At 46.8% G+C, this 19863-nt stretch carries 16 protein-coding genes; 4 read left to right on the top strand and 12 right to left on the bottom strand.

Annotated features, from left to right (window positions below; genetic code table 11):
* Nucleotides 1-118 precede the first annotated feature (118 nt).
* From HF638_RS28090 to HF638_RS28055, 8 genes are all read right to left on the bottom strand, one after another.
* Nucleotides 119-1963, bottom strand: a complete 1845-nt coding sequence (locus HF638_RS28090; protein WP_169483181.1) for an RICIN domain-containing protein — start codon at nt 1961-1963, stop codon at nt 119-121.
* A gap of 41 nt (nt 1964-2004) precedes the next feature.
* Entirely contained in the window at nt 2005-3339 is a 1335-nt protein-coding gene (locus HF638_RS28085; protein ID WP_169483180.1) for a glycoside hydrolase family 43 protein, read from the bottom strand.
* 420 nt (nt 3340-3759) lie between these two features.
* Nucleotides 3760-6894 (bottom strand): beta-galactosidase, encoded by a 3135-nt coding sequence (locus tag HF638_RS28080; protein WP_169483179.1) that lies wholly within the window; start codon nt 6892-6894, stop codon nt 3760-3762.
* A gap of 307 nt (nt 6895-7201) precedes the next feature.
* A complete protein-coding gene (locus HF638_RS28075; protein WP_248278302.1) occupies nt 7202-8698 on the bottom strand; it encodes a glycoside hydrolase family 30 protein in 1497 nt (498 codons plus the stop codon).
* 93 nt (nt 8699-8791) lie between these two features.
* The gene (locus HF638_RS28070) at nt 8792-9637 is read right to left on the bottom strand and encodes a carbohydrate ABC transporter permease (protein WP_169483178.1); all 846 of its coding nucleotides are present in this window, start codon (nt 9635-9637) and stop codon (nt 8792-8794) included.
* Nucleotides 9630-10517 (bottom strand): carbohydrate ABC transporter permease, encoded by an 888-nt coding sequence (locus HF638_RS28065; protein ID WP_091013489.1) that lies wholly within the window; start codon nt 10515-10517, stop codon nt 9630-9632. Before HF638_RS28065 ends, HF638_RS28070 begins: the two co-directional genes overlap by 8 nt.
* A gap of 90 nt (nt 10518-10607) precedes the next feature.
* Nucleotides 10608-11879, bottom strand: a complete 1272-nt coding sequence (locus HF638_RS28060; protein WP_169483177.1) for an ABC transporter substrate-binding protein — start codon at nt 11877-11879, stop codon at nt 10608-10610.
* 181 nt (nt 11880-12060) lie between these two features.
* Nucleotides 12061-13089: a LacI family DNA-binding transcriptional regulator gene (locus tag HF638_RS28055; RefSeq protein ID WP_169483176.1), complete on the bottom strand. Its 1029-nt coding sequence runs from the start codon at nt 13087-13089 to the stop codon at nt 12061-12063.
* Between the two features lie 289 nt (nt 13090-13378).
* Between HF638_RS28055 and HF638_RS28050 the strand changes: the two genes are divergently transcribed.
* Nucleotides 13379-13741 (top strand): iron-sulfur cluster biosynthesis family protein, encoded by a 363-nt coding sequence (locus tag HF638_RS28050; protein WP_169483175.1) that lies wholly within the window; start codon nt 13379-13381, stop codon nt 13739-13741.
* A gap of 151 nt (nt 13742-13892) precedes the next feature.
* Here the strand turns inward: HF638_RS28050 and HF638_RS28045 are convergent, their stop codons facing one another.
* From HF638_RS28045 to HF638_RS28030, 4 genes are all read right to left on the bottom strand, one after another.
* Complete coding sequence (locus tag HF638_RS28045) at nt 13893-14324, bottom strand: hypothetical protein (protein WP_169483174.1); 432 nt, start codon at nt 14322-14324, stop codon at nt 13893-13895.
* Between the two features lie 133 nt (nt 14325-14457).
* On the bottom strand, nt 14458-14643 hold the full coding sequence (locus tag HF638_RS28040; protein ID WP_169483173.1) for a hypothetical protein: 186 nt from the start codon (nt 14641-14643) through the stop codon (nt 14458-14460).
* A 186-nt stretch (nt 14644-14829) separates the two neighbouring features.
* Nucleotides 14830-15495 (bottom strand): type 1 glutamine amidotransferase family protein, encoded by a 666-nt coding sequence (locus tag HF638_RS28035; RefSeq protein WP_169483172.1) that lies wholly within the window; start codon nt 15493-15495, stop codon nt 14830-14832.
* A 310-nt stretch (nt 15496-15805) separates the two neighbouring features.
* Entirely contained in the window at nt 15806-16060 is a 255-nt protein-coding gene (locus HF638_RS28030; protein WP_169483171.1) for a hypothetical protein, read from the bottom strand.
* Nucleotides 16061-16309: 249 nt separating this feature from the next.
* On the opposite strand from HF638_RS28030, the gene HF638_RS28025 reads away from it, so the two are divergent.
* From HF638_RS28025 to HF638_RS28015, 3 genes are all read left to right on the top strand, one after another.
* A complete protein-coding gene (locus HF638_RS28025) occupies nt 16310-17989 on the top strand; it encodes a PucR family transcriptional regulator (RefSeq protein ID WP_169483170.1) in 1680 nt (559 codons plus the stop codon).
* A 229-nt stretch (nt 17990-18218) separates the two neighbouring features.
* On the top strand, nt 18219-18995 hold the full coding sequence (locus HF638_RS28020; RefSeq protein WP_145149963.1) for an ABC transporter ATP-binding protein: 777 nt from the start codon (nt 18219-18221) through the stop codon (nt 18993-18995).
* Nucleotides 18995-19861, top strand: coding sequence for an ABC transporter permease (locus HF638_RS28015; RefSeq protein ID WP_169483169.1), 867 nt, complete (start codon nt 18995-18997; stop codon nt 19859-19861). The genes HF638_RS28020 and HF638_RS28015 overlap by 1 nt, the downstream gene beginning before the upstream one ends.
* Nucleotides 19862-19863 lie beyond the last annotated feature (2 nt).

Genomic DNA, 19863 nt, shown 5'->3' with positions numbered 1-19863 from the left:
ACACGAATCCGGCCATGGGCCATTTTTTATTTATTTCCAGTAGGTGTCGCACTTCATATTACAATTCGTCATATATATGCACTAATATTAACTTCTAACGAACGTTACTCCACTCACACTAATTAACTTTCACAAGGCTCCATTGCTGATTGGCTCCGCCATTGTCGGCCCACTGAATCGTGGAGGCACCTGCGGTCAGAGACCCTTGATTGATGTCAACCGTCAGGCCACTGTTTCGATTGGCAAGTACCACATATCCTCCCACATCAATTGGCAGCCATTGCTGATTGTTGCCCCCGTTATCCTGCCACTGGATCAAAGAGGCTCCGCCTTGTGTAGAACTCGAATTCACATCTAGCAAAAGCCCACTGCCCACATTGCGGATTTTGTAATATCCGTTGCCTGTAGACTCCAGCTTCCATTGCTGGTTGGCTGCTCCATTATCATTCCACTGAATGATCGTTGCTCCACCTGTAGTAGAAGCAGCGTTCACATCGAGTGCAAGTCCACTGTTGCGGTTGATTAATTTGTAGATGGCCCCGGAGTCATATCCTGTACCGCCATTGTAAGTTGCACCGGAAATGACGTAGGTTGTGACCGAATTGGCCTTGGCCGTAGCGGTAAAGGTTTTGTTTTGCACCGAAATATTGGTCAGTTGCTGCAACTTCTCCGTTGAAGAGGTCCGATATACTTGAGCAGACGTGCCTGTGTTAGTAAAGCGACTGAGATCATAGGAGACAGTTGTATCCGTCGATTCCGAATTGGTTGTGACCAGTACGACTTTGCCGGAAGCAGCATCATAGGCCGCAAGTGTATTGGCATCACTCATGCCGATAATCTTGTATCCGGGACGAATAAATTTGCTGTAATTGCCCATGACATAATATTTTTGGTTCACGGTGTAGCTGGTCGTTTGCGTATTGTTCAGCACATTCTTGAAGAATCCCCATCCTTCTGCACTATCCACGGCTTGCCAATACACCCACGCACTCGCGCCCATATTGCGAATATCCTTGAGGATGGTACGTGACATGGTAAGTCCACTTGCATCCCCGTCCCCATATTCCGAGGTCCACAGATGTTTGCCCGCAGACGTCGCTGTGTTGCGCAAAGCAGTTCGATTACTTCCGCTATACGTGTGTGTGTTGATCTGACTGATTGCTGATTTCACCGCGGTGCTGTAGCTGTTGAATGATACATTGGTATCATCGATACTATATTCTTCCGGTGCGCTCAACTTTGTGGACAGGCCCTTTGCATTCAACGAAGCTTGTAATTGACTCAGAATCGTGTTCTGCTCCGCCCGGTCAAAGTGCATGCCCTCCTGGTCATTTCCCTGCTTCCACCACGTCGAGATCGGTTCATTCAGTGGAGTTACGCTATCGAATGTGATCCCCCAGTTATCCCGGAAATGCTTCACGACCTCAGTCAGATAATCGGCAAAATCATCATAATAATCGGGTTTAAGGTTGTTCCCTCCATTGGCCGCACCGGACACACCACCACTGATCGTCATCCAGTAAGGTGCGGAATTCGCAAAGGCTTCGATGACATTCACGCCTTGAGCTTTGGCAGCTTGCAGCATATAACGCTGGTTCGCATCTGCATTCCAGTCATACACGCCGGGAGAAGGCTGGTAGCCAGGAACGGCTTTGCGATATTCAAGGATATTGGATGATGGATTATCCCCGCCTCCAATGTTGTACCTCAGGATGTTCAGACCAAGTCCGGTATTTGCGTTGAACATTTTCTCCACATACTCATCACGGTTGGAGTATTCTCCTACCACTTTGCCCCACCACGCGAGGGATGTTCCCCATCCTTCCATCGTCTGATATTGCTTCGATGGATCGGCAACAGCCGTGTACGCTCCTGCAGCAGATGCTTCATTGCCCAAACCCAAGCTACCTGTTAGTAGACTTCCTGCCAGCAGCAGCGAGCTCATTCGTTTTAACCACTTCATCCGCTTCACCCCTTATGAATTTTTCAGTACACGAACACCCATTATTGTGCAACCTCTCGGAAGGTCGCGTCTGACTTATCGATTGCGGTAACGACAGCTTCCAATTTCAGCACATTATTATAATGTCTCAGGTACAGGTTCGGGTTACTATACGAGGCATACGATGTCCAACTGGCGTTAGCAAGTCCATTTACACGCTTGAACGTGGCGTCATTGCGGAACGTAGCGCTGCCGTCATTTTTCACCAGTGTAATGTTGCCATTATTATTGCGCAGGAAATAACCTGGATAATTCATGGACTCGAATGAAATGCCTGTTGCATTCGCCAGACCCGGAACGATGCGGAACTGTGCATCCTCCACAGGACTAACACTCGTATCAATTCTTGCCTGATAGTTGTAATGACGAATGAAGCTGCCCGGCACATTGAATGATTCCAACTTGCGGATATCACCCGGCTGTCCGGACTCTTTCAATACGGTCATATGCCGGACGAGTCCGGTAAGACCCGCAATCTCCTGCTTGGCACCCCAGGTCTGGAAACCGTCAGCAGAGTCGCTGTAATAATATTTTTGTGTCGCATAGCCATCAAAGTAGATTCGCCATGAACCATTATCCAACTGAACAAGCGCCGGACCTTCAACCCAAGAGCCCCAACCTGCCCAGTCCCCTGTGCCTTTAAAGGTATAAGGACCGCTCAGCGAGGTAGATGTCGCATATTCAATGTATTTAGTGGTCTCGTTCTTGGTAAAAGCATGGTAGGTTGATCCTGTCTTCACGATAAAGGTATCGATATAATTGGGAGCAATGCCTGCCAGTTCAGTAGGCGCGGACCATGAGGTAGACGTCAGATTGCTACCTGAAGCGGTAATGACGTAAGGTTTGAAATTCTCATAGTTGCCTGGGGAAAGGGACACGATAATGTGCAGACTGCCGTTGCTGTCTTTGAACCATTCTGGTGCCCAAGTGTGGGCGATTGTGGTAGGTGTGGATAATGTAATGTTACGGACAAACGTCCAGTTCACTTTATCCGGGCTAGAGGCGATACCGATCGTGTTACCTGACCAGTTCGTGGTGTAGACGACGTAATATAGACCATCTGTGTGCTTCATGATGCTGGGATCGCGGATCAGATCGGCCGGAGGTGTATAGGCTGGCCCTTTCAGCAAACCATAGTGTGTCGCATTATAGGATTCGTAGATATACATATTGGACTCACTTGTGTTCGTAAAGGCGGATATCGTATAGACACTTGTCGCTGCTCTGGCTGTATTCGGGAATACCATAGTCAATAGAAGCAATGTTCCGAGCAGCAGGATCATTCCGGCTTTGAAACCGCTGAATCCTCTTGCTCTATCTTTCCTCTTCGTTAACATCAGGTCAGCTCCTTATGCATGAGTGATAAGCATGCCAAAACCTTGTACCATATTGTCAAAATAAAATAATTTGGGACTATCCCCTGTGTGCAACACCTCACGGCTGCCTGTTCGAATTCCAATTACATGAAGCATCACTCCCTTCACAGATCATGGATGAACAATCTTTATATATGTAAACGGTTACAAATAATAACGCTACAAGTGTTACCGTTGCCCATTGTACAGACCTGATCACCACAGTTCCCCCATTCCCTTAGCCTAATTCACTCCGCAAGACTGAATCCGAAAGATTCACGAACGCGGGTTATTTCGACTAAGAAAATGAGGTAGTGTGACTACGTAAAAGGTATATTTTCACGTTATGTGATGCTATTTTCGAGCCCAATTCATTTCTAGTTGATTATCTCTGCCATGCTTCTACTCCACCGCAACCCACGGATAACGAGATAACGCATCCAATAGGAATCGTACCCGTTCTGGCGTTCTGCCTTCTTCATCGAACAAAAGCAGTTCATTCTCTTCCTGTAGCCAAGCTACTGGAATTTTGTAATCCTCTTGTGGACCAATCTGCCAATAACGGCCCAGATGATGTCCGTTCAAGTGAATAGTTCCTTTGCTCATTCCCGTCAGGCGAAGCATCAGAGTGATCTTATGGTGCTCCGAAACCGTAGGCTTCGCGAAACGCCAGCGGTACCAGACCGGCTGACCGTATGACCCGTGGACTGGAACAAGGTTGGATACAGGGTGAGACTTCTCGTTCAATGTAGCACTATTAATCGATCCAGCCGAGGTATTGGCCACTAGATTGGCACTTGAATTGCCACCTTCGGCGATACCATGCTGTGCTACACGCTGGATTGACCCCTGTGCTCCAGGAAGGGTCGATTCCTGTCCTACCTCGTATCTCTCCCATTGTTGCGGAAGAAATGCATCTGTCCCTGCCATACGCCAATCCTTCAGTTCTCCCTGACTCAAATATGTGATCAGTTCCAGTCGATTCAATGGTGAACGGCTATACGGCATTTCAAGTGTATTCGTCTCTCCGGGCTTGATATACAAGGATATGTCCAGCGTCTGAAAGGCAAACCAGTCCTGATATCCTTCCATCTGAACTTCGATGCCGTTGATACGAAGACCTTTGCTCAAGGCACCCACGAGAGTCGCCCGATCCATGCTATCCAGCGTAAAACTTCTGCTTAGAAGTGTAGCCCCTTGGAGAGAATTCACTTCATCAAGATGAACACTTCCACTCTCCGTACGCCAATCCCGACGAATATCCTGAACTTTACCTCCCAGATAAACAGCACCAGCCAGACCTTTGCTCTCACCCAAATGTGGAGAGAAGTTCAATCTGCCCATATGCTGCACCAAAATCTGAAGTGTGTTTTGCCCTTGAGATACATGTAACTGTACTCCTGCGGCACCTACCTGACGCACTAATGCCTGCTGAACACCATTAACGATGATTCTGGCAGTATCCTGGATATCTGGAAAAATGAGGTTAGTGATTCCTTCAGTTGGACTTTCGAAGTCGCATTCATACAACAGGTACCCAAAATCTTGTCCATACCGGGAAAAGTCCTCCGGTTGTGCACTCGCCGAGCGCTGCTTCGCAGTTAACGTAACACGTGACAGCTCTGGAGAAGCAGATAACGTTGGCGCAATCGGCGATAGCAATGGAAGCTGCCGCTGTTGTATTCTTGCAACGGACTCCTGACTAGGTTCACTCGGTACAGCTTGCGGAGTGGATGGCGTTGGTGTATTTCGTCCCTCTGGATTCAGCACATCGTACTGTACACCTTTTTCCTCGCCAGCGAGAAACTCATGACCTGTGAACCTCCGTTCTCCATCGGCCCAGTCACCAAGCAGCGTAATTGTGCGATCTGTGTCAGTGATCATGCCCTTGACATGACCAGATGGCAATACATCTAAGTCATCGAAGCCGATCGCATAACGAAGTCCTTTCTGGTCTGTTGCTTCCAATCGCCATGTTCGATTCATCGTTTCTTGATCCAGAATGATGAATCGGATCGGTGTGCCGTTTGCTTCCAGTTGGATTATTCCCGGCTCTTGGAAATGGAACAGATCGAAACGGTATACGTTCCTGGCTGAATCATGTTCGACCAGCACTTGCACTGTGCTACCCGTGACGTTCAATGCCCCTGCTTCCAGTTCAACAACAGAACGCTGCCCCGCAGTGGCCACGATGAACAGGTTCAATTCTCCATTTATCATTTCATTGCCCGTAATCATCGTACCCGCAGTCAGGTATACGTATTCAGCAATCTGTACTCGATCCAGCAACGGAACAATCTGTCCTGGATTCAGCGATACGGGAAGAGTTCGGCCTTCCTCCAGCGTAATGTGCATCGTCTCCCGTTCATCCTTGTGACTCTCCAGGAACCAAATCTTCTGGTTGTCAGCCTGTCTACCTCGTAAGGATATGCCTTCAGGATGACGTACAACGATCGGTTCTGAGGGAATCTCCTCTGTTTCCATCAGAAGGGCCCCGAAAGCATGGACGAAATAGGACAGATTCTTGGTTACCGCATATTTCGGTGTCACCCGTCCATATTCGTTCAGCGGTGCATCATAGTCATAGGACGTAATCATAAAGATATCACTGCTACCCATCGTTCTGCCGCCATATCCACCGAAGTTCGTGCCACCATAGAACATGTAGTGACTGATTCCGGTATACCCGGCACGCAGAATCTCCATGATGCGTCTCTCCAGCAAAGGCGCTGTCTTCTGAATGGCCGAAGGCCCTCCCCAGTTCTCGAACCATCCTGTCCAGAATTCCGTGACCATTTTTGGGGTGTCCGGCTGTTTAGCACGAAGTTTCTCATAATGCCCGTCGGCACCCGACCAGAAATTAGCACCTTCAATCGTGCCTTCCGCCCCGCCAACACAAGTGATCAGCGTAGCGTCAATGCCACGTTGTAACAATCCATCCCTCAGGGTATTCATATGGTCACTTGCCGCCACATCATCCATTAGGTACCCGTATTCATTCTCCACCTGAACGAGAATGACCGTACCCCCAGCGGATAGCTGGCGGTCCCGAATAACCGGCACAATCCGGTCAAAGTACAAATTCACATAATGCAGATACGTCTCATTATTTTCCCGGAATTTCACGTCGTCCTTCGTACCCAGCCAGTATGGAAAACCACCAAAATCCCATTCTGCACAGATAAACGGACCCGGACGCGCGATGACCCACATGCCCAGTTCTGCGCACAAATCCAGAAACGCGCCGCAATCGTCGTCCCCTTCAAAGGACCACTGTCCTTCTTCCGGTTCATGCACATTCCACGCAAAGTAAGTATCGATGCAGTTCATGCCTGCCAGCTTCGCCTTCAGCAGAACCTCACGCCATTCCTCCTTCGGCATACGGAAATAATGGATCGTGGCACTATTCAGAAACACACGCTCTCCGTTCAGAAAAAAACTGCGTGCATCGTATGTTAATTCAGATTGAACACCGTTCTCAGCCCTGGCGATGTTCTTCTTCTGTTCCTGGAGCAAAAGGGATGCTTTCTCTGTCAAAGATATCCCCTCCTTCTCTTTATTGATATAAATTGAACTAAAATTATTTACACTGGCACTCCGATGACAGAACAACTTTCCGATCGCTGTTATCCCCAGATTTTTTGTTTCCTTTTATAAAGGGTAAATCCGGGGATAGCGTATGCTTCCGATGTAGCTTTCTTGCAGAAAGCTTGTAGGCGCACGCTCCGCTTCTTCAAGTTATTTCTGTCCTCTTCGTTTCTCTGTGTAAATGATTAGTTCAAAATGATAATGTTCATATTCACGCCAGCACTCAGATGACCGAACAACCATTCAATCGCTGTTATCAGTTCCCCTGCAACGTCACGCCTTCCAGTACAACCGTTGTGATGGAGTTGTCTGCGGTAGGCACTTCAAGTCCGTTGGCATACACCAGAATGTCTTCAAGCTGTTCCATATTCCGATCCGGTGAAGTCTGATACACCTGAGCGGTGGATGTTTTTCCGTACGCATACCCTTCCAGTTCAAACGCCGTTGTACCCGCTGACAATTCGTTACGAATCACCAGCACCAGTCTCTGACGTTCCGCGTCATAGGCAGCCAGCGTGCGTCCACCATCCGTTGGAATAATCGTCGCGCCTGGACGAATGAACTTTGTAAACTGGGCCATGCCATAGTACTGTTTGGTCATCTCATACTGCTCTTCTCCGTTAAAGTTGGCATGAATGAATCCCCAGTTATTATTGGCGCCTTCATCTTCAACGGCCTGCCAGTATACCCAGGCGGATGGCTGCATGATTTTCAGATCGAACATGACCCGCTCTGCCAGCTCCTGCACCGAGGTCATATCCTCATGACTGTGCGGCTCGCTGCCGCCTGTTCCGTATTCGGACATCCACAGCTTCTTGCCCTGGCGTTCTGCCAGCGTGCGCAACTCTTCCATTTTGCTACCATTATAGGAATGGGTATTGATCTGCTGGATCACGTCCAGCGTGTCCTGATCATATAGATTGAAATTGAACACCGTCTCATCAATGCTGTTATCGTCCGCGGCACTAATGACGGTTCCGTCCAGTCCTTTACTTTGAAGAGAAGCAGCAACTTTCTTGATAATCTCGGCCTGTTTCTCATTCGTAAAATGACTGCCTTCCTGCATGTTGCCCTTCTTCCACCAGTCGGAGGAAGGTTCATTGAGCGGATTCAGTGTGCGGAAGGTGATCCCCCACTCGTCCCGATAATGCTTCACGACTTCGGTCAGATAATCGGCAAACGCATCATACTGATCATCACGCAGATTATTGCTGCCATCCACTGCTCCGGTAACGGATCCACTGATCGTCATCCAGTAAGGTGGTGAATTGGAGAATGCTTCGGCAATGTTCACGCCGCGCTCCATCGAGCCCTGTAATACAGCACGCTGACCTGCATCGGCATCCCAGTCCCACTCTCCAGGTTCAGGCTGGAAGCCAGGTACATCCCCGCCGGGACGAAGGGCCTTCATCTCCGGATTTTCCTCACCGCCGATATTGTAACGGACGATGTTCAGACCTAACCCTTTCTCCGGATCAAAGACCAGATCCATCACTTCACTAACCTTCGCCTGACCCTTCCATCCACCCAGATCGTTGGCCCACCAGGCAAGTGACGTACCCCAGCCTTCAAAATGATTATAGGACTGATCCAGCTTCAGACGTACCGGTTCCCCTTGGAATACAAGTGTTTTGGATGATTCATTGGCAAAATGATTGATAACAATCCCTCCTCCTGCCAGCAGGGCAATCAGGGCGACACCCATGAGGATATAACTCCGTTTGCCTCTGCTGCGTTGTTCTTTATGCGCCATGGGCTAAACAATCCTTTCTCCATGTACGTTGATTATTCCGTTGACCTTGAACATCAGGTTCAAAACATACACACACTGCAGACACCATCTGTGTTACTTGATTCCGCTGCTTCCGCCGCTAATGTTAGCCTCATAGACATAACGCTGTCCGAACAGATATACCAGCACCATCGGAATGGTGAGGAAGAGGGATGCGATCATGACCAGGTTCCACGGCGGCATCTGCCCGCCCCCTACCGTAGTCAACAGCTGTACCCCGAGTGCCAGCGGCATTTTCTCCGGATCATTGATATAGATGAGTGGCCCCATGAAGTTACCCCAGTTGTAGGAGAACGAGAAGATCGCAATAGCAGCCAGAATTGGATACGTCAGTGGCAGTATGATCCTCCAATAGATTCCCGGGTGGCCCATTCCGTCGATCATGGCGGCTTCATCCAGTGATTTCGGAATACTCATGACGAACTGTCGAATCAGGAATACGTTGAATGCCCCAGCGAAGAAGCTCGGCACGATCAGCGGGTAAAATGTATTAATCCAATCCAGATGACGGAAGATGATGAACTGCGGTACCATCGTCACCTCACCCGGAATCATCATCGTACTGAGCAACACAATAAACAGGAAACGGCTTCCTTTCGCTTTGATCCTGGCGAAGCCGTAGGATACGACCGAAGCCGATAATACCGATCCGACAATCGTAAAGACGGTAATGATAACCGAGTTTTTGAGATACGTACCAAGATTGTTATTCGTGAAGATCGTATAGAAGTTCGACCATTGGAACTCCATCGGCACGAAGGTAAAGGCTGACTTGACGGTTGTTGCGTCACTGGCCAGTGCAATGGAGATCATGTACAGGAAAGGTGAAGCAAGCAGCACCCCGACCAGAATCAGAAAAATGTAGGATATCGTCTTCTCCACAGTCGATGGATTACTCATTGGCTTTTCCCTCCTCGTAATGCACCCATAGCGCCGATGAACGGAATACAACCAGTGTCAACGCCATGATGATAATGAATAATACCCAGGCAATCGCCGATGCATATCCCATTTTGTAGAATTGGAACGCATTCTGGAACAAGTAGGGAACGACCATCTGGCTTGAATTGTCAGGTCCTCCGGCAGTGACGATGAATACCTGCGCGAAGGTCTGGAGCGCTCCGATCATGCCAGTCACGAGATTGAAGAAAATGACGGGAGTCAGCATGGGGAATGTAATATGGAAGAACGATTGGGTACTTTTCGCTCCATCGATGGCAGCGGCCTCGTAGAATTCCTGCGGTATTCCTTTCATACCTGCAAGCAGTAATACCACACCACCACCCACACCCCACAAGGACATGAGAATTAATGCAGGCTTAACCCAGTTCGGATCAAGAAGCCAGGCAGGACCCTGAATACCAAAGATCGCAAGTGCCTGATTGATCAATCCTTCTGTCGGCGCAAGCAAGTGGATGAAGAGCAATGAACTCGCAACCACCGGAACGACGGATGGCAGGTAGAACAGAATCCGGAAGAAAGTAATACCTTTGATCTTCTTGTTCAGGTAATACGCGATCCAGAGCGAGATGGACATGCCCAGCGGAATCGATATCAGGGCGTAGAAGAACGTATTTCCCACCGCTTTCCAGAAGATCGGGTCATCCGTCAACAGTGTTTTGTAGTTGTCTATACCGATAAATTCAGGGGACTGGAACAGATCCCAATTCGTGAAGCTCATATAGATAGAAAATAGGATTGGTCCCAGGGTTAGCCCCAGGAATCCGAGCAACCAAGGCGAGATGAAGATATAGAACCATTTCCCGTCCTTTTTTTTCACGTTAAGCCCTCCCATGACGCAGAGAGCAGATGGAATCCGTATTCACGCCGAATTCCACCTGTCCTCCTGTCGATGCTATTTGAACAACCTCTATTTGTAGAGTCTTTCCAGCCCACTCTGAATTTCAGTTACCGTATCATCAAGCGAGGCTTTGTTGTTGAAATATACACCCAGCTTGTCATTAATAAGCTTCATCATTTCGTTCCATTGCGGGTTGAACGGTTCTGCATAGATCGTTGATTCACTGAACGCAGCCATATTGATTTTTTTGCCGCCATATTCAGCATTCAGGAATTCATCACTGGACAGACCCGCTTTGGTTGCAGGAGCATCCTGACCGGCTTTGACCATTGGCATCTGTGCTTCAGGTGTGGTCAGTCCTTCAATCACTTTGAATGCTTCTTCCTTGTGTTTGGAAGCGTTGGTAATCGTTAACCCGTTAAAGAATGCGTTTGTTTCGCCCCATACCGGAGAGATATCCCAGTTGATGCCTTCCACCTTGGCAAGTGAACCGATGTTCCAGAACCCTGTCGTTTCCATGGCGATCTTGCCTTGTGCGAACAGCGGATCAGCTCCGATATTTCCCATGTCGGCAATTTCGGTTGGCGTTGGACTCGCACCGTGTGTGAAGGTCAAGTCGTTCATGAATTGTAATGCGTTACGTACTGGCTCTGTATTGAATGTCGGTTTGCCGCTCTCATCGAACAGCGAACCTCCGTTTTGGTAAATTAATTGCATCCATTGCGGCCACCAGCTACCTGGGTAGTAACCCCATTGAGTCGTTTTTCCATTTTCCTTCACGGTTAACTTCTGAGCAGCTGCCATTAGATCATCTTGCGTCCATTCTTTGGTTGGATATTCTACTCCAGCTTTGTCGAACAGGTCTTTGTTATAAAAGAGGACCATCGCGCCTGCCCGATCTGGCAAACCGAATTGTTTGCCATCGTACTTCATCAGGTTTGCAATATCATCGGAATAACGCTCGGACATGTTCACATTGTTCGCTTGAATCATGTCATCCAGCGGTATAATCTGATTCTTGGAGGCGTAAGCCTGGTAGTTCTCGGCAATCATCATGATGTCCGGCGCTGTTCCCCCGGCGATCATGGTCTGTACTTTCTGGTCATAATCCCCTGCCACCACGTTCAGCTTCACGTTAATATCGGGATACGTCTGTTTCACAATGTCGAGTCGCTCCTGATAAATCTTCTTCTCATCCTCCGAGCCCCAGATCGTCATGCTCAAATCAACCTTGCCACCGGACTCGCCGGAAGAACCGTTGTTACTCCCGCTGCTACAGGCTGTCAGACCCATTACCATGACCAGCATCAATAACGAAATGACCTTAAGACTTCTTCTCATACGTTACGCCCCCTTGATATAATGAATGGATGACTACACTGAAACCCGTTTCATGAAATGGGTTTCATTAAGCTGAAACATAAAACCCGTTCCACTTTATGAAAGGGGTTTCATTCACGCACTCATTATATTTCACCCTCCAAGGAAATGTCAACGCTTTCTTTTCCAATTACAGGGCCCCTTATCTTGCAGCAGGTCCTGTACTTTGACGCACAATTAGCTCCGGTTGCAGAATGATCTGCTTCTTCGGTTTGCCTTGGTTAATCAGCTCATGAAGCACGTCCACAGCCTGTTTGCCAAGCTGATACGTGTTCTGGGATACGGTTGTCAGTTCCGGTATAACGGCACTGGCGAGCAGCGTGTCATCGAAACCCACAATGGATATATCCTTCGGAATCGAGAGCCCATGCTCAATCGTCGACTTGATGGCACCAATCGCCGTGTTGTCATTCACACAGATGACTGCGGTTGGCGGATTGTCACAATCCAGCAGTTTGGACATCTCACGTTTGCCATCGTCGATGGAGAAACTGCCGAGAAGCTGCCGTTCTTTTGGTATTTCGAGCCCATGCTCGCGAAGTTTCTTTTGCACAGCTCTGACCTTGACCATGGTGGTGGATAGCTCTTTCAGACCGCCGACAAAGGCGATATCGCGATGCCCCAGTTCAAGCAAATGCTCAGCTACAAGGGCTGCCCCTGCCCCTTCATCCGTGTATACCCGGTGGAACCCACCTTTGGCAATATTGCCATTGACCAGCACGATCGGCATACGTTTGCCCATATCAATCAATTCCTGAGCCATGTCATCCGGACAGACCTGCATGTTGATTCGCCCGCCGAGAAAAATAATCCCGTCTACTCGCTTCTCTCGCAGGATGGACAAATATTCAGATTCCCTGTTGTAGTCCCCTGCAGTATTGCACAGAAAAAACGTGTATCCCAATCCGCGAGCCTCATTCTCCGCGCCCCAGAAGACTTCCGGGAAGAAGGGGTTTGTAATGTCCGGCAGGATGATGGCAATGGTGCCCGTCTCTTTCTTGATCAGACTGCGCGCCTGCGCGTTGGGCTGAAACTGGTGTTTTTCAATGATGGACATAATCTTCTCTCGGGTGCTTGCACGCACTGGTGCCGTGTCATTCAGCACCCGGGAGACCGTCGCGACAGATACATTTGCTTCCTTGGCGATGTCATATATAGTGATCGGTGTCATAGCGGAACCTTCCTTTTTCTCTAATTTTCCCTATTTTCCCTGCTTATCATACCAGATAAGGAATGGCGATGAAATGGGTTTCATTGGCGGGCGAATGATTTCACTCTGGACCAATAGAAGTTCCGGGGATGACATTCATATGTGAATCGTTCGATGCTTTACTCATTAGCGTCAATATTTTCACAGGACATGTTTGCTTTTCGTTATTTCACCTTCTAATCTGCGTTTATGGTCCATATATTAAATTGTAAGCGAATTCATTGGAGATTAGAGGAGTGTGAACGACGTCATGATCATTCAAGTCAGTCCGCTGGCAGAAGCAAGACTTACTGAAAAGCTGGGAGATCGACCGGGCTATTTCAAATTGTTTTATGATACCGATGGATGCGGTTGTGACGGAATTGCGGTACTTCTGATCTTGAACGAACCGGATAGCGATGATGTTACCGTAGAAGCGGGGTCGCTTCCGTTTGTAATCAACAAACAGCAGCAGATTTACTTCGAACCCTGTCTGTGTCTGCAATCCGAGCACAGTTTCCCTTCATTCCGACTGAGCAGCGATTCCATGATCTATGGCAGCAATGTCAAAGTCCATGATCTACGAGATACCGCAGACATTGCCCCTCAGCCAACCGGATGGTTTGTACGATAAACGTTGAATCCGCACTATAATCAAAACCTCCCAATCCCAGATGTCATGCGGGACGGGAGGTTTTTTTAAAATTTTAATGAGTTTATTAGGCATTATTTTCGTAAACATTTCATTTAAGCTAAGGTTTGCTGTCAGTTCAATTTCACTAAAATTACTTCACAAGAATTTCAATTGGATTCATAGTTAAAGAGATATCCGCGGTCATATCCACAAAGAGATTTTGTTTCCCTTTTTTGGTTACTATAAACTCATCTTCAACCTCAACCACTTGACCTGACTTAAACTCAGTTACATATCCCACATCTGCATAATTACGCTCCTCGTTACTACCGGAGAAGGAAAAACGAATGATTGGTTTTCCATGAAAAACTTCAACGGGTTTAATACCTGTATATTTTAAAGTTCCTTGTACTTTAATTGTCTCACCCGTACTTAAAACAGTTGGTGTTGTTACTTCGAGAACAAAATCAGATGCTACTACACGTTCAATAACATTATCCTCATTTTTTTCTTTTTCTTTTGATGAGCACCCAGCTACTATCATGGATACCACTAGTACCAACATTAAGATGTTATTACTCATTTTATGAATTTCATATCACCTCTCTCATACTGAAGATGTTAATGGAATTATCCGTACGCTAAGAAAAGCGAGTCACACCATTTGAGAGCAGCAGCCATCATTTCAAGTTTCCGCTTGCACTGAAACTACCTTACTAATCTCCCCACCAGATGATTTTAGCCTTCGAGTTTCCTCCCTCATGAAGCTTTAATTCATTCTCTATGGGGATATTTGAATGCTCAATAACTATGGGTACAGGAAAGCCTATGATCCGAACCCCTAATAATAAAACAAAGCTGATGACAAGAATTCCAAAAAGGACAATAATATTACGTTTCAATTACTCTTCTCCTTCAAAAAAAAGGTAGAAAACTGTTCCTCGATTCCCCCGAACATCGTTTCCCGTTAGTTCAATCAAAATGAGCGGTTAGCATCTGCTAAGCATAGAGAGGAGACCTGAAATGATTCGCTGTAAGCCTTGATTTTAAAGGAATTAATTCTGTTAGGTCACAGCCACTCACTCTAATTAGAGCGTCTCAACCAATTTCTGAATCTTTGAGTGGGAAATTAAATATATAGGACCCATTATTTCTATTTTTCCATCCTTTACACGTATAGCGCTCTCCTGTTCTGACGCATAAACATCAATCTCTTCTGACAAGGGGAATAGGTAGCCTTGAACAAACGTGGCGTAGTCGCGTTGAGAATGGGATTCGTAGGCAAAATGATCAAAACCTATACCATCATAAATAGTACTTGTTTCAACTTCATCAGTGTTATTCAAGCTTAACCATTTTGCAGACATGTTTAATGCACCTGCGCTAGCACCCATGATAACGGCATTGCTGTTCTTAATCGCATCCGATAATTCATAATCCGCCATAAAATCGTTCTGCAGAGCAGGATATCCACCACATAAAAAAATTACAGAAGCGTTCTGAATGGATCGCTGGGCATCTTCCTTCTGCGTGCGGTAATCAATGAAATGATATTCATCAAAAATAATGTTAGCCTGATTCAACCATGTCCATTCAGAAATATCATCAAAGTTAACTTGCTCATCTGTATAACCGGATGGGTCAGCGCTAATCATAACAAGCGATTTTCTGTCCTGTATATCCTCCTGTAAATAATGGACCAGCTTCTCTGGAAAAAATTGATTAAACCAACTGAAATAGTAGTGAGTACTCAAACTTAATTACCTCCATATGTATTATTTACATGCTTCCATTCTTAACGTTAAAACATAATCACATGCTAGATAGATGAACGGTTCTTTAGCTATCTCGTTTACACATCTTTGTACACTTTTACTAAAACCAACTTTATATTACTATAAAATGGGGATTGAGTGTCAGAATATGTTTCCACGTTGACCTGCCCGTTGCTGAACAAAAGCAGCCCATCAGATTGATCTGCTGTTATCTGAGGTTTTCCGTGAATTTTTTCATTGGTGGTCACTCCTCAATCGTATCTATAATGTGTATGCATTCATAAAACAACTACTGATCTGTATACTGCAAAGCGTGAATCGGTGTACCTTTAGTGATTTCACCTGTCAATGTATTGATTTCTAGTGGCTCTACTAAAACCTTCCATCCATTTTCGCTTTTGAAAATTTTATATGGAAGTGGTGGTGACTGTTTGTAGTCTTGTCCTGCATACTTTTGAACTACATAAAGTTGAACTTCATCGGTATTGATTTGTTTGGTTTCTACAATTTCATACCATAATAGAACCAGCAACAACACTGGCAAGTAAAAGCGATACTAATCCTTTTCGTTTCATGGATTGAGAACTCCTTTTTAGTGATAGAGTTGGTAATAGTGATCAAATTTTCTTTATACCTATTTAGTATAACGCATTGAATTAATGGAAAGTTTTTATATTTATGAGAAATTTGTTTACATCTATCTTTTAGCCTCTTTATCCAAACTCTTCTTTACGCCCACCTCACTTAATGTTAGATTTTATAACATATCAATATGAAAGCGAGTGGGTTGAAGATGGATCTGCAACAGTTATTGACTATCCCCATTCTCTCCAAAGCAAAGGTTATTGCCGGACATCGTGGACTAGATCGTTTGGTGCAATCGATTAATATTATGGACGCGCCAGATATTGTACAATTCCTGAAGCCGGGAGATATGCTGCTGACGAACGGTTATATCCTGAAAGACCGCCCCGATGCTCATCTTGGATTTATTACAGACATGCATGCAATTGGTTGTGCAGCGCTTGCTGTCAAGACACAGCGTTTCTCTCTTGAATTAGCTCCGCAACTGCTTGAGACAGCCAACAGACTGGGCTTCCCAATCATCGAACTGTCCGAGATAGACAATACACTCGGTGAAATATTTCAACATTCGATCAGTGCCATCCTACAGAACAAAACCCATGAACTGCACTACGCCTTATCTATTCACAAGCAATTTTCCACGATGGTGATGCAGGGAAAAGGCATACCCTCCATCGTAGATACGTTGTCTCAATTACTATCCTCACCTGTACTTCTGCTCGGTTCGAAGAAGCAAATTACAGCAAGCTCCCACTATGCACAACAGATGGATCACCAGTCTCTCGCCGCGCCCTTACTGACATTTATAGATGAGCACCCTTCCTTCCATACTGCAATCTCGATCTGCCTACTTACTGCTGATAAATATCGACATGCCGAGCTTCATCCCATCTTCACGGATCGGCACGAAGGCTATTTGATCGCACTATACGACAGTTCCACAACCTCTAAGCTCTCCACTCTGGCACTTGAGCAAGCGGTCAATGTGATCGGTCTGGAGTTAACCAAGAAACAAGCAGTCAAGGAACGCTCCCGCCGGTACAAAAATGAATATTTCTCCGATCTCATTCAAGGATTCATTCGTTCTGAACAAGAAGCGCTGCATCGCGGCAAGAAATATGGGCTACAAGCAAAAGGGAGCTCCGTTCTCATCATCGCCAAGATGGATGAACCCTTAACAAACAAACCTAATCACCTCCTCACTCCACCTGGGGAAGAGCGATTCATCTCGGAACGAGACGCTTATTACGAGCTGATTAAGCAGGAATTCGCCAGATTGGATCTCTCCTTTGTCATGTTCACAAAGAACGACCAGTTCGGTATACTCGTCTTTTTGGCCCAATCGTCTTGGGACGAACACACCGTTGTTCAGCAGCTTGAGCAGATCGCGAGCAATCTGTATACGGAGTCGCAGCTCAGCCTATCCTTCGGAATAGGAAATCCTTACACCAATGTATTGGATATTGGACTCTCCTATAAGGAAGCAGTCAAGGCGCTCCAATCCGGCTATCAGATGCGAAAGACCCGCTTCGCTCATTCCTATCAAACCATGGATATAAGCCGTCTGCTGCGCATGATTCCTCACGATGAGATGCTGCAGTTCCATCAAGAAACCTTTAAGCCCTTTGAAGGCCGAGATCCAAATGAGCGTAGCGAACTGATGAAAACCTTGTCCTCTTTCTATGAGAATCATTGCCAGATCGTCGATACAGCCAAAGAGCTGTTCGTACATCGCAATACAGTGATTTATAGGCTGGAGAAATGTGAGAAACTGACCGGCAGGAACATCAAAGACCCGATGGAGAGCCTGCGCTTCCGACTCGCCTTCGCACTTGAGTCCCTTCTGAATGTTAATCCAGCCCCTAGCGAAGCTAATCATACGTCTTAAACCAAGAACGTGTCATGTATAATGACACGTTCTTTTATTTTCTTTTTCCAACCCAACTCCATTTGTGCATTTTAACTGATTTAATTCTATTTTTATGTTCAGAGTAACTAATGACAATTGTGCAAACAGTCTATATGATTAGGAATATATTCATCAATGTCATATTAATTAACATCAATTTACATCAAGAAATAAACACCATCAGGCTGTAGGAAAGGGGCTACCTATCATGGCTATACAAATACAAGGCGTATCCAAATCATTTGTCAGTGCAACCGGAGAAGACATTCAGGTACTCGCTGAGGTTTCGATGCAAATCAAGAAGCAGGAGTTCTTCAGTATTGTGGGACCGAGCGGCTGTGGCAAGAGTACGATCTTCAATATTATCGCGGGTCTGCTCAAGCCAACGAATGGCAAGGTTATCGTCTGTGGCGAAGAGATCGATCAGACAACCGGGCATGTAGGCTATATGATGCAGAAGGATCTGCTGCTTCCTTGGAGAAGCATCCTGGACAATGTCACGCTAGGCTTGGAAGTGAAGGGCATGTCCAAAAAGGATCGCGGCGATATTGCCATGGATTATCTGGACCGTTATGGCCTGGCTTCATTCGCAGAAGCCTATCCCTCCACCCTATCAGGCGGTATGCGCCAACGTGTAGCCCTCATACGTACCCTCGTTACCCAGCCCGATATTATATTACTGGACGAACCCTTCTCCGCACTTGATTATCAGACCAGACTCATTCTGGAAGATGAAATCTTATCCATCCTGAAATCCGAGGGCAAGACAGGCGTCTTGATCACGCATGACATCGAGGAAGCCATCGCCATCTCCGACCGCATTGCCGTTATGAGCAAAAGGCCAACAACCGTGAAACAGATCTACGACATTGGCCTCGCCTCGCAATATGGCTCAGCACTGAAAGCCCGCTCCGACCAGAAGTTTAAGCAATATTTTGAATCGATCTGGTCAGAGCTTGATATCCAAATGGGGAGGATCAGCTAATGAAGAGCACATCACCTGAAGTTACCCTTGCCGGAAAGCCTGCTGGAGTTACGAAGAGCAAACGCAGACAATCTACCTTCTCCAAAGAATGGCTGATGACGATGCTGTGGCGGTTCATTATTGTAGCGGTCATTCTGGTGATTTGGGAATCCGCCGTTCGCTTGAAACTGGTTAACGGATTCCTCATGGGATCGCCAAGCGCCATTCTTGATGCCGCCATCACCATGGCCAGCTCAGGACAACTGCTTACAGACGCGTTCGCAACGGTAAATGCCACCGTTATCGGCTTCGTAGCCGGAAGCTTAATTGGCTCATTGGCAGGACTGCTTATGTGGTATTCCAAGTCCGTTGCCCGTGTGCTCGATCCATTCATTGTAGCGATGAACGGCATCCCGAAGATTGCCCTCGCTCCTATGATTATCATCTGGTTCGGTTCGGGCATCTTCTCCAAGATTGCTCTCGCCTCCGTAGCAACGTTTATCGTAGCGCTGTTATCCGCCTACCAAGCGACGCATCAGATCGACGAATCACAGATTAATCTGATGAAATCCTTCGGTGCGAAGAAATCACAAATTTTCCGCAAAATTATCGTTCCTTCCTCCCTGCCATGGATCATCTCCGCCTTCCGGATCAATATCGGTTTGGCATTGGTCTCTGTCGTAGGTGGAGAATTCATCTCTTCTGACAAAGGACTCGGACACATGGTATTCGTCGAAGGAAACCTGTTCAACCTTCCGGCCGTATGGGTCGGCGTGTTCATGCTTATGCTGGTCGCCATGCTCCTCTACACTTGTGTCGGTTATATCGAATCCCGTCTCCTTCCATGGAATGACAACAAGACCAGCAGCAAATCCACATCTGTATAGCT

It is taken from the genome of Paenibacillus sp. SZ31 (genome assembly GCF_012912005.1).
Taxonomy (GTDB): Bacteria; Bacillota; Bacilli; order Paenibacillales; family Paenibacillaceae; genus Paenibacillus.
The sequence above is the reverse complement of the archived record's forward strand: the minus strand, read 5'-3'. Positions and strand labels throughout refer to the sequence as shown.

Bases quoted from the DNA above. Each gene is read 5' to 3' on its own strand.
- HF638_RS28090 (WP_169483181.1), bottom strand. From the start codon at position 1,963: ATGAAGTGGTTAAAACGAATGAGCTCGCTGCTGCTGGCAGGAAGTCTA.
- HF638_RS28085 (WP_169483180.1), bottom strand. From the start codon at position 3,339: ATGTTAACGAAGAGGAAAGATAGAGCAAGAGGATTCAGCGGTTTCAAA.
- HF638_RS28075 (WP_248278302.1), bottom strand. From the start codon at position 8,698: ATGGCGCATAAAGAACAACGCAGCAGAGGCAAACGGAGTTATATCCTC.
- HF638_RS28070 (WP_169483178.1), bottom strand. From the start codon at position 9,637: ATGAGTAATCCATCGACTGTGGAGAAGACGATATCCTACATTTTTCTG.
- HF638_RS28060 (WP_169483177.1), bottom strand. From the start codon at position 11,879: ATGAGAAGAAGTCTTAAGGTCATTTCGTTATTGATGCTGGTCATGGTA.
- HF638_RS28055 (WP_169483176.1), bottom strand. From the start codon at position 13,089: ATGACACCGATCACTATATATGACATCGCCAAGGAAGCAAATGTATCT.
- HF638_RS28050 (WP_169483175.1), top strand. From the start codon at position 13,379: ATGATCATTCAAGTCAGTCCGCTGGCAGAAGCAAGACTTACTGAAAAG.
- HF638_RS28045 (WP_169483174.1), bottom strand. From the start codon at position 14,324: ATGAGTAATAACATCTTAATGTTGGTACTAGTGGTATCCATGATAGTA.
- HF638_RS28025 (WP_169483170.1), top strand. From the start codon at position 16,310: ATGGATCTGCAACAGTTATTGACTATCCCCATTCTCTCCAAAGCAAAG.
- HF638_RS28020 (WP_145149963.1), top strand. From the start codon at position 18,219: ATGGCTATACAAATACAAGGCGTATCCAAATCATTTGTCAGTGCAACC.
- HF638_RS28015 (WP_169483169.1), top strand. From the start codon at position 18,995: ATGAAGAGCACATCACCTGAAGTTACCCTTGCCGGAAAGCCTGCTGGA.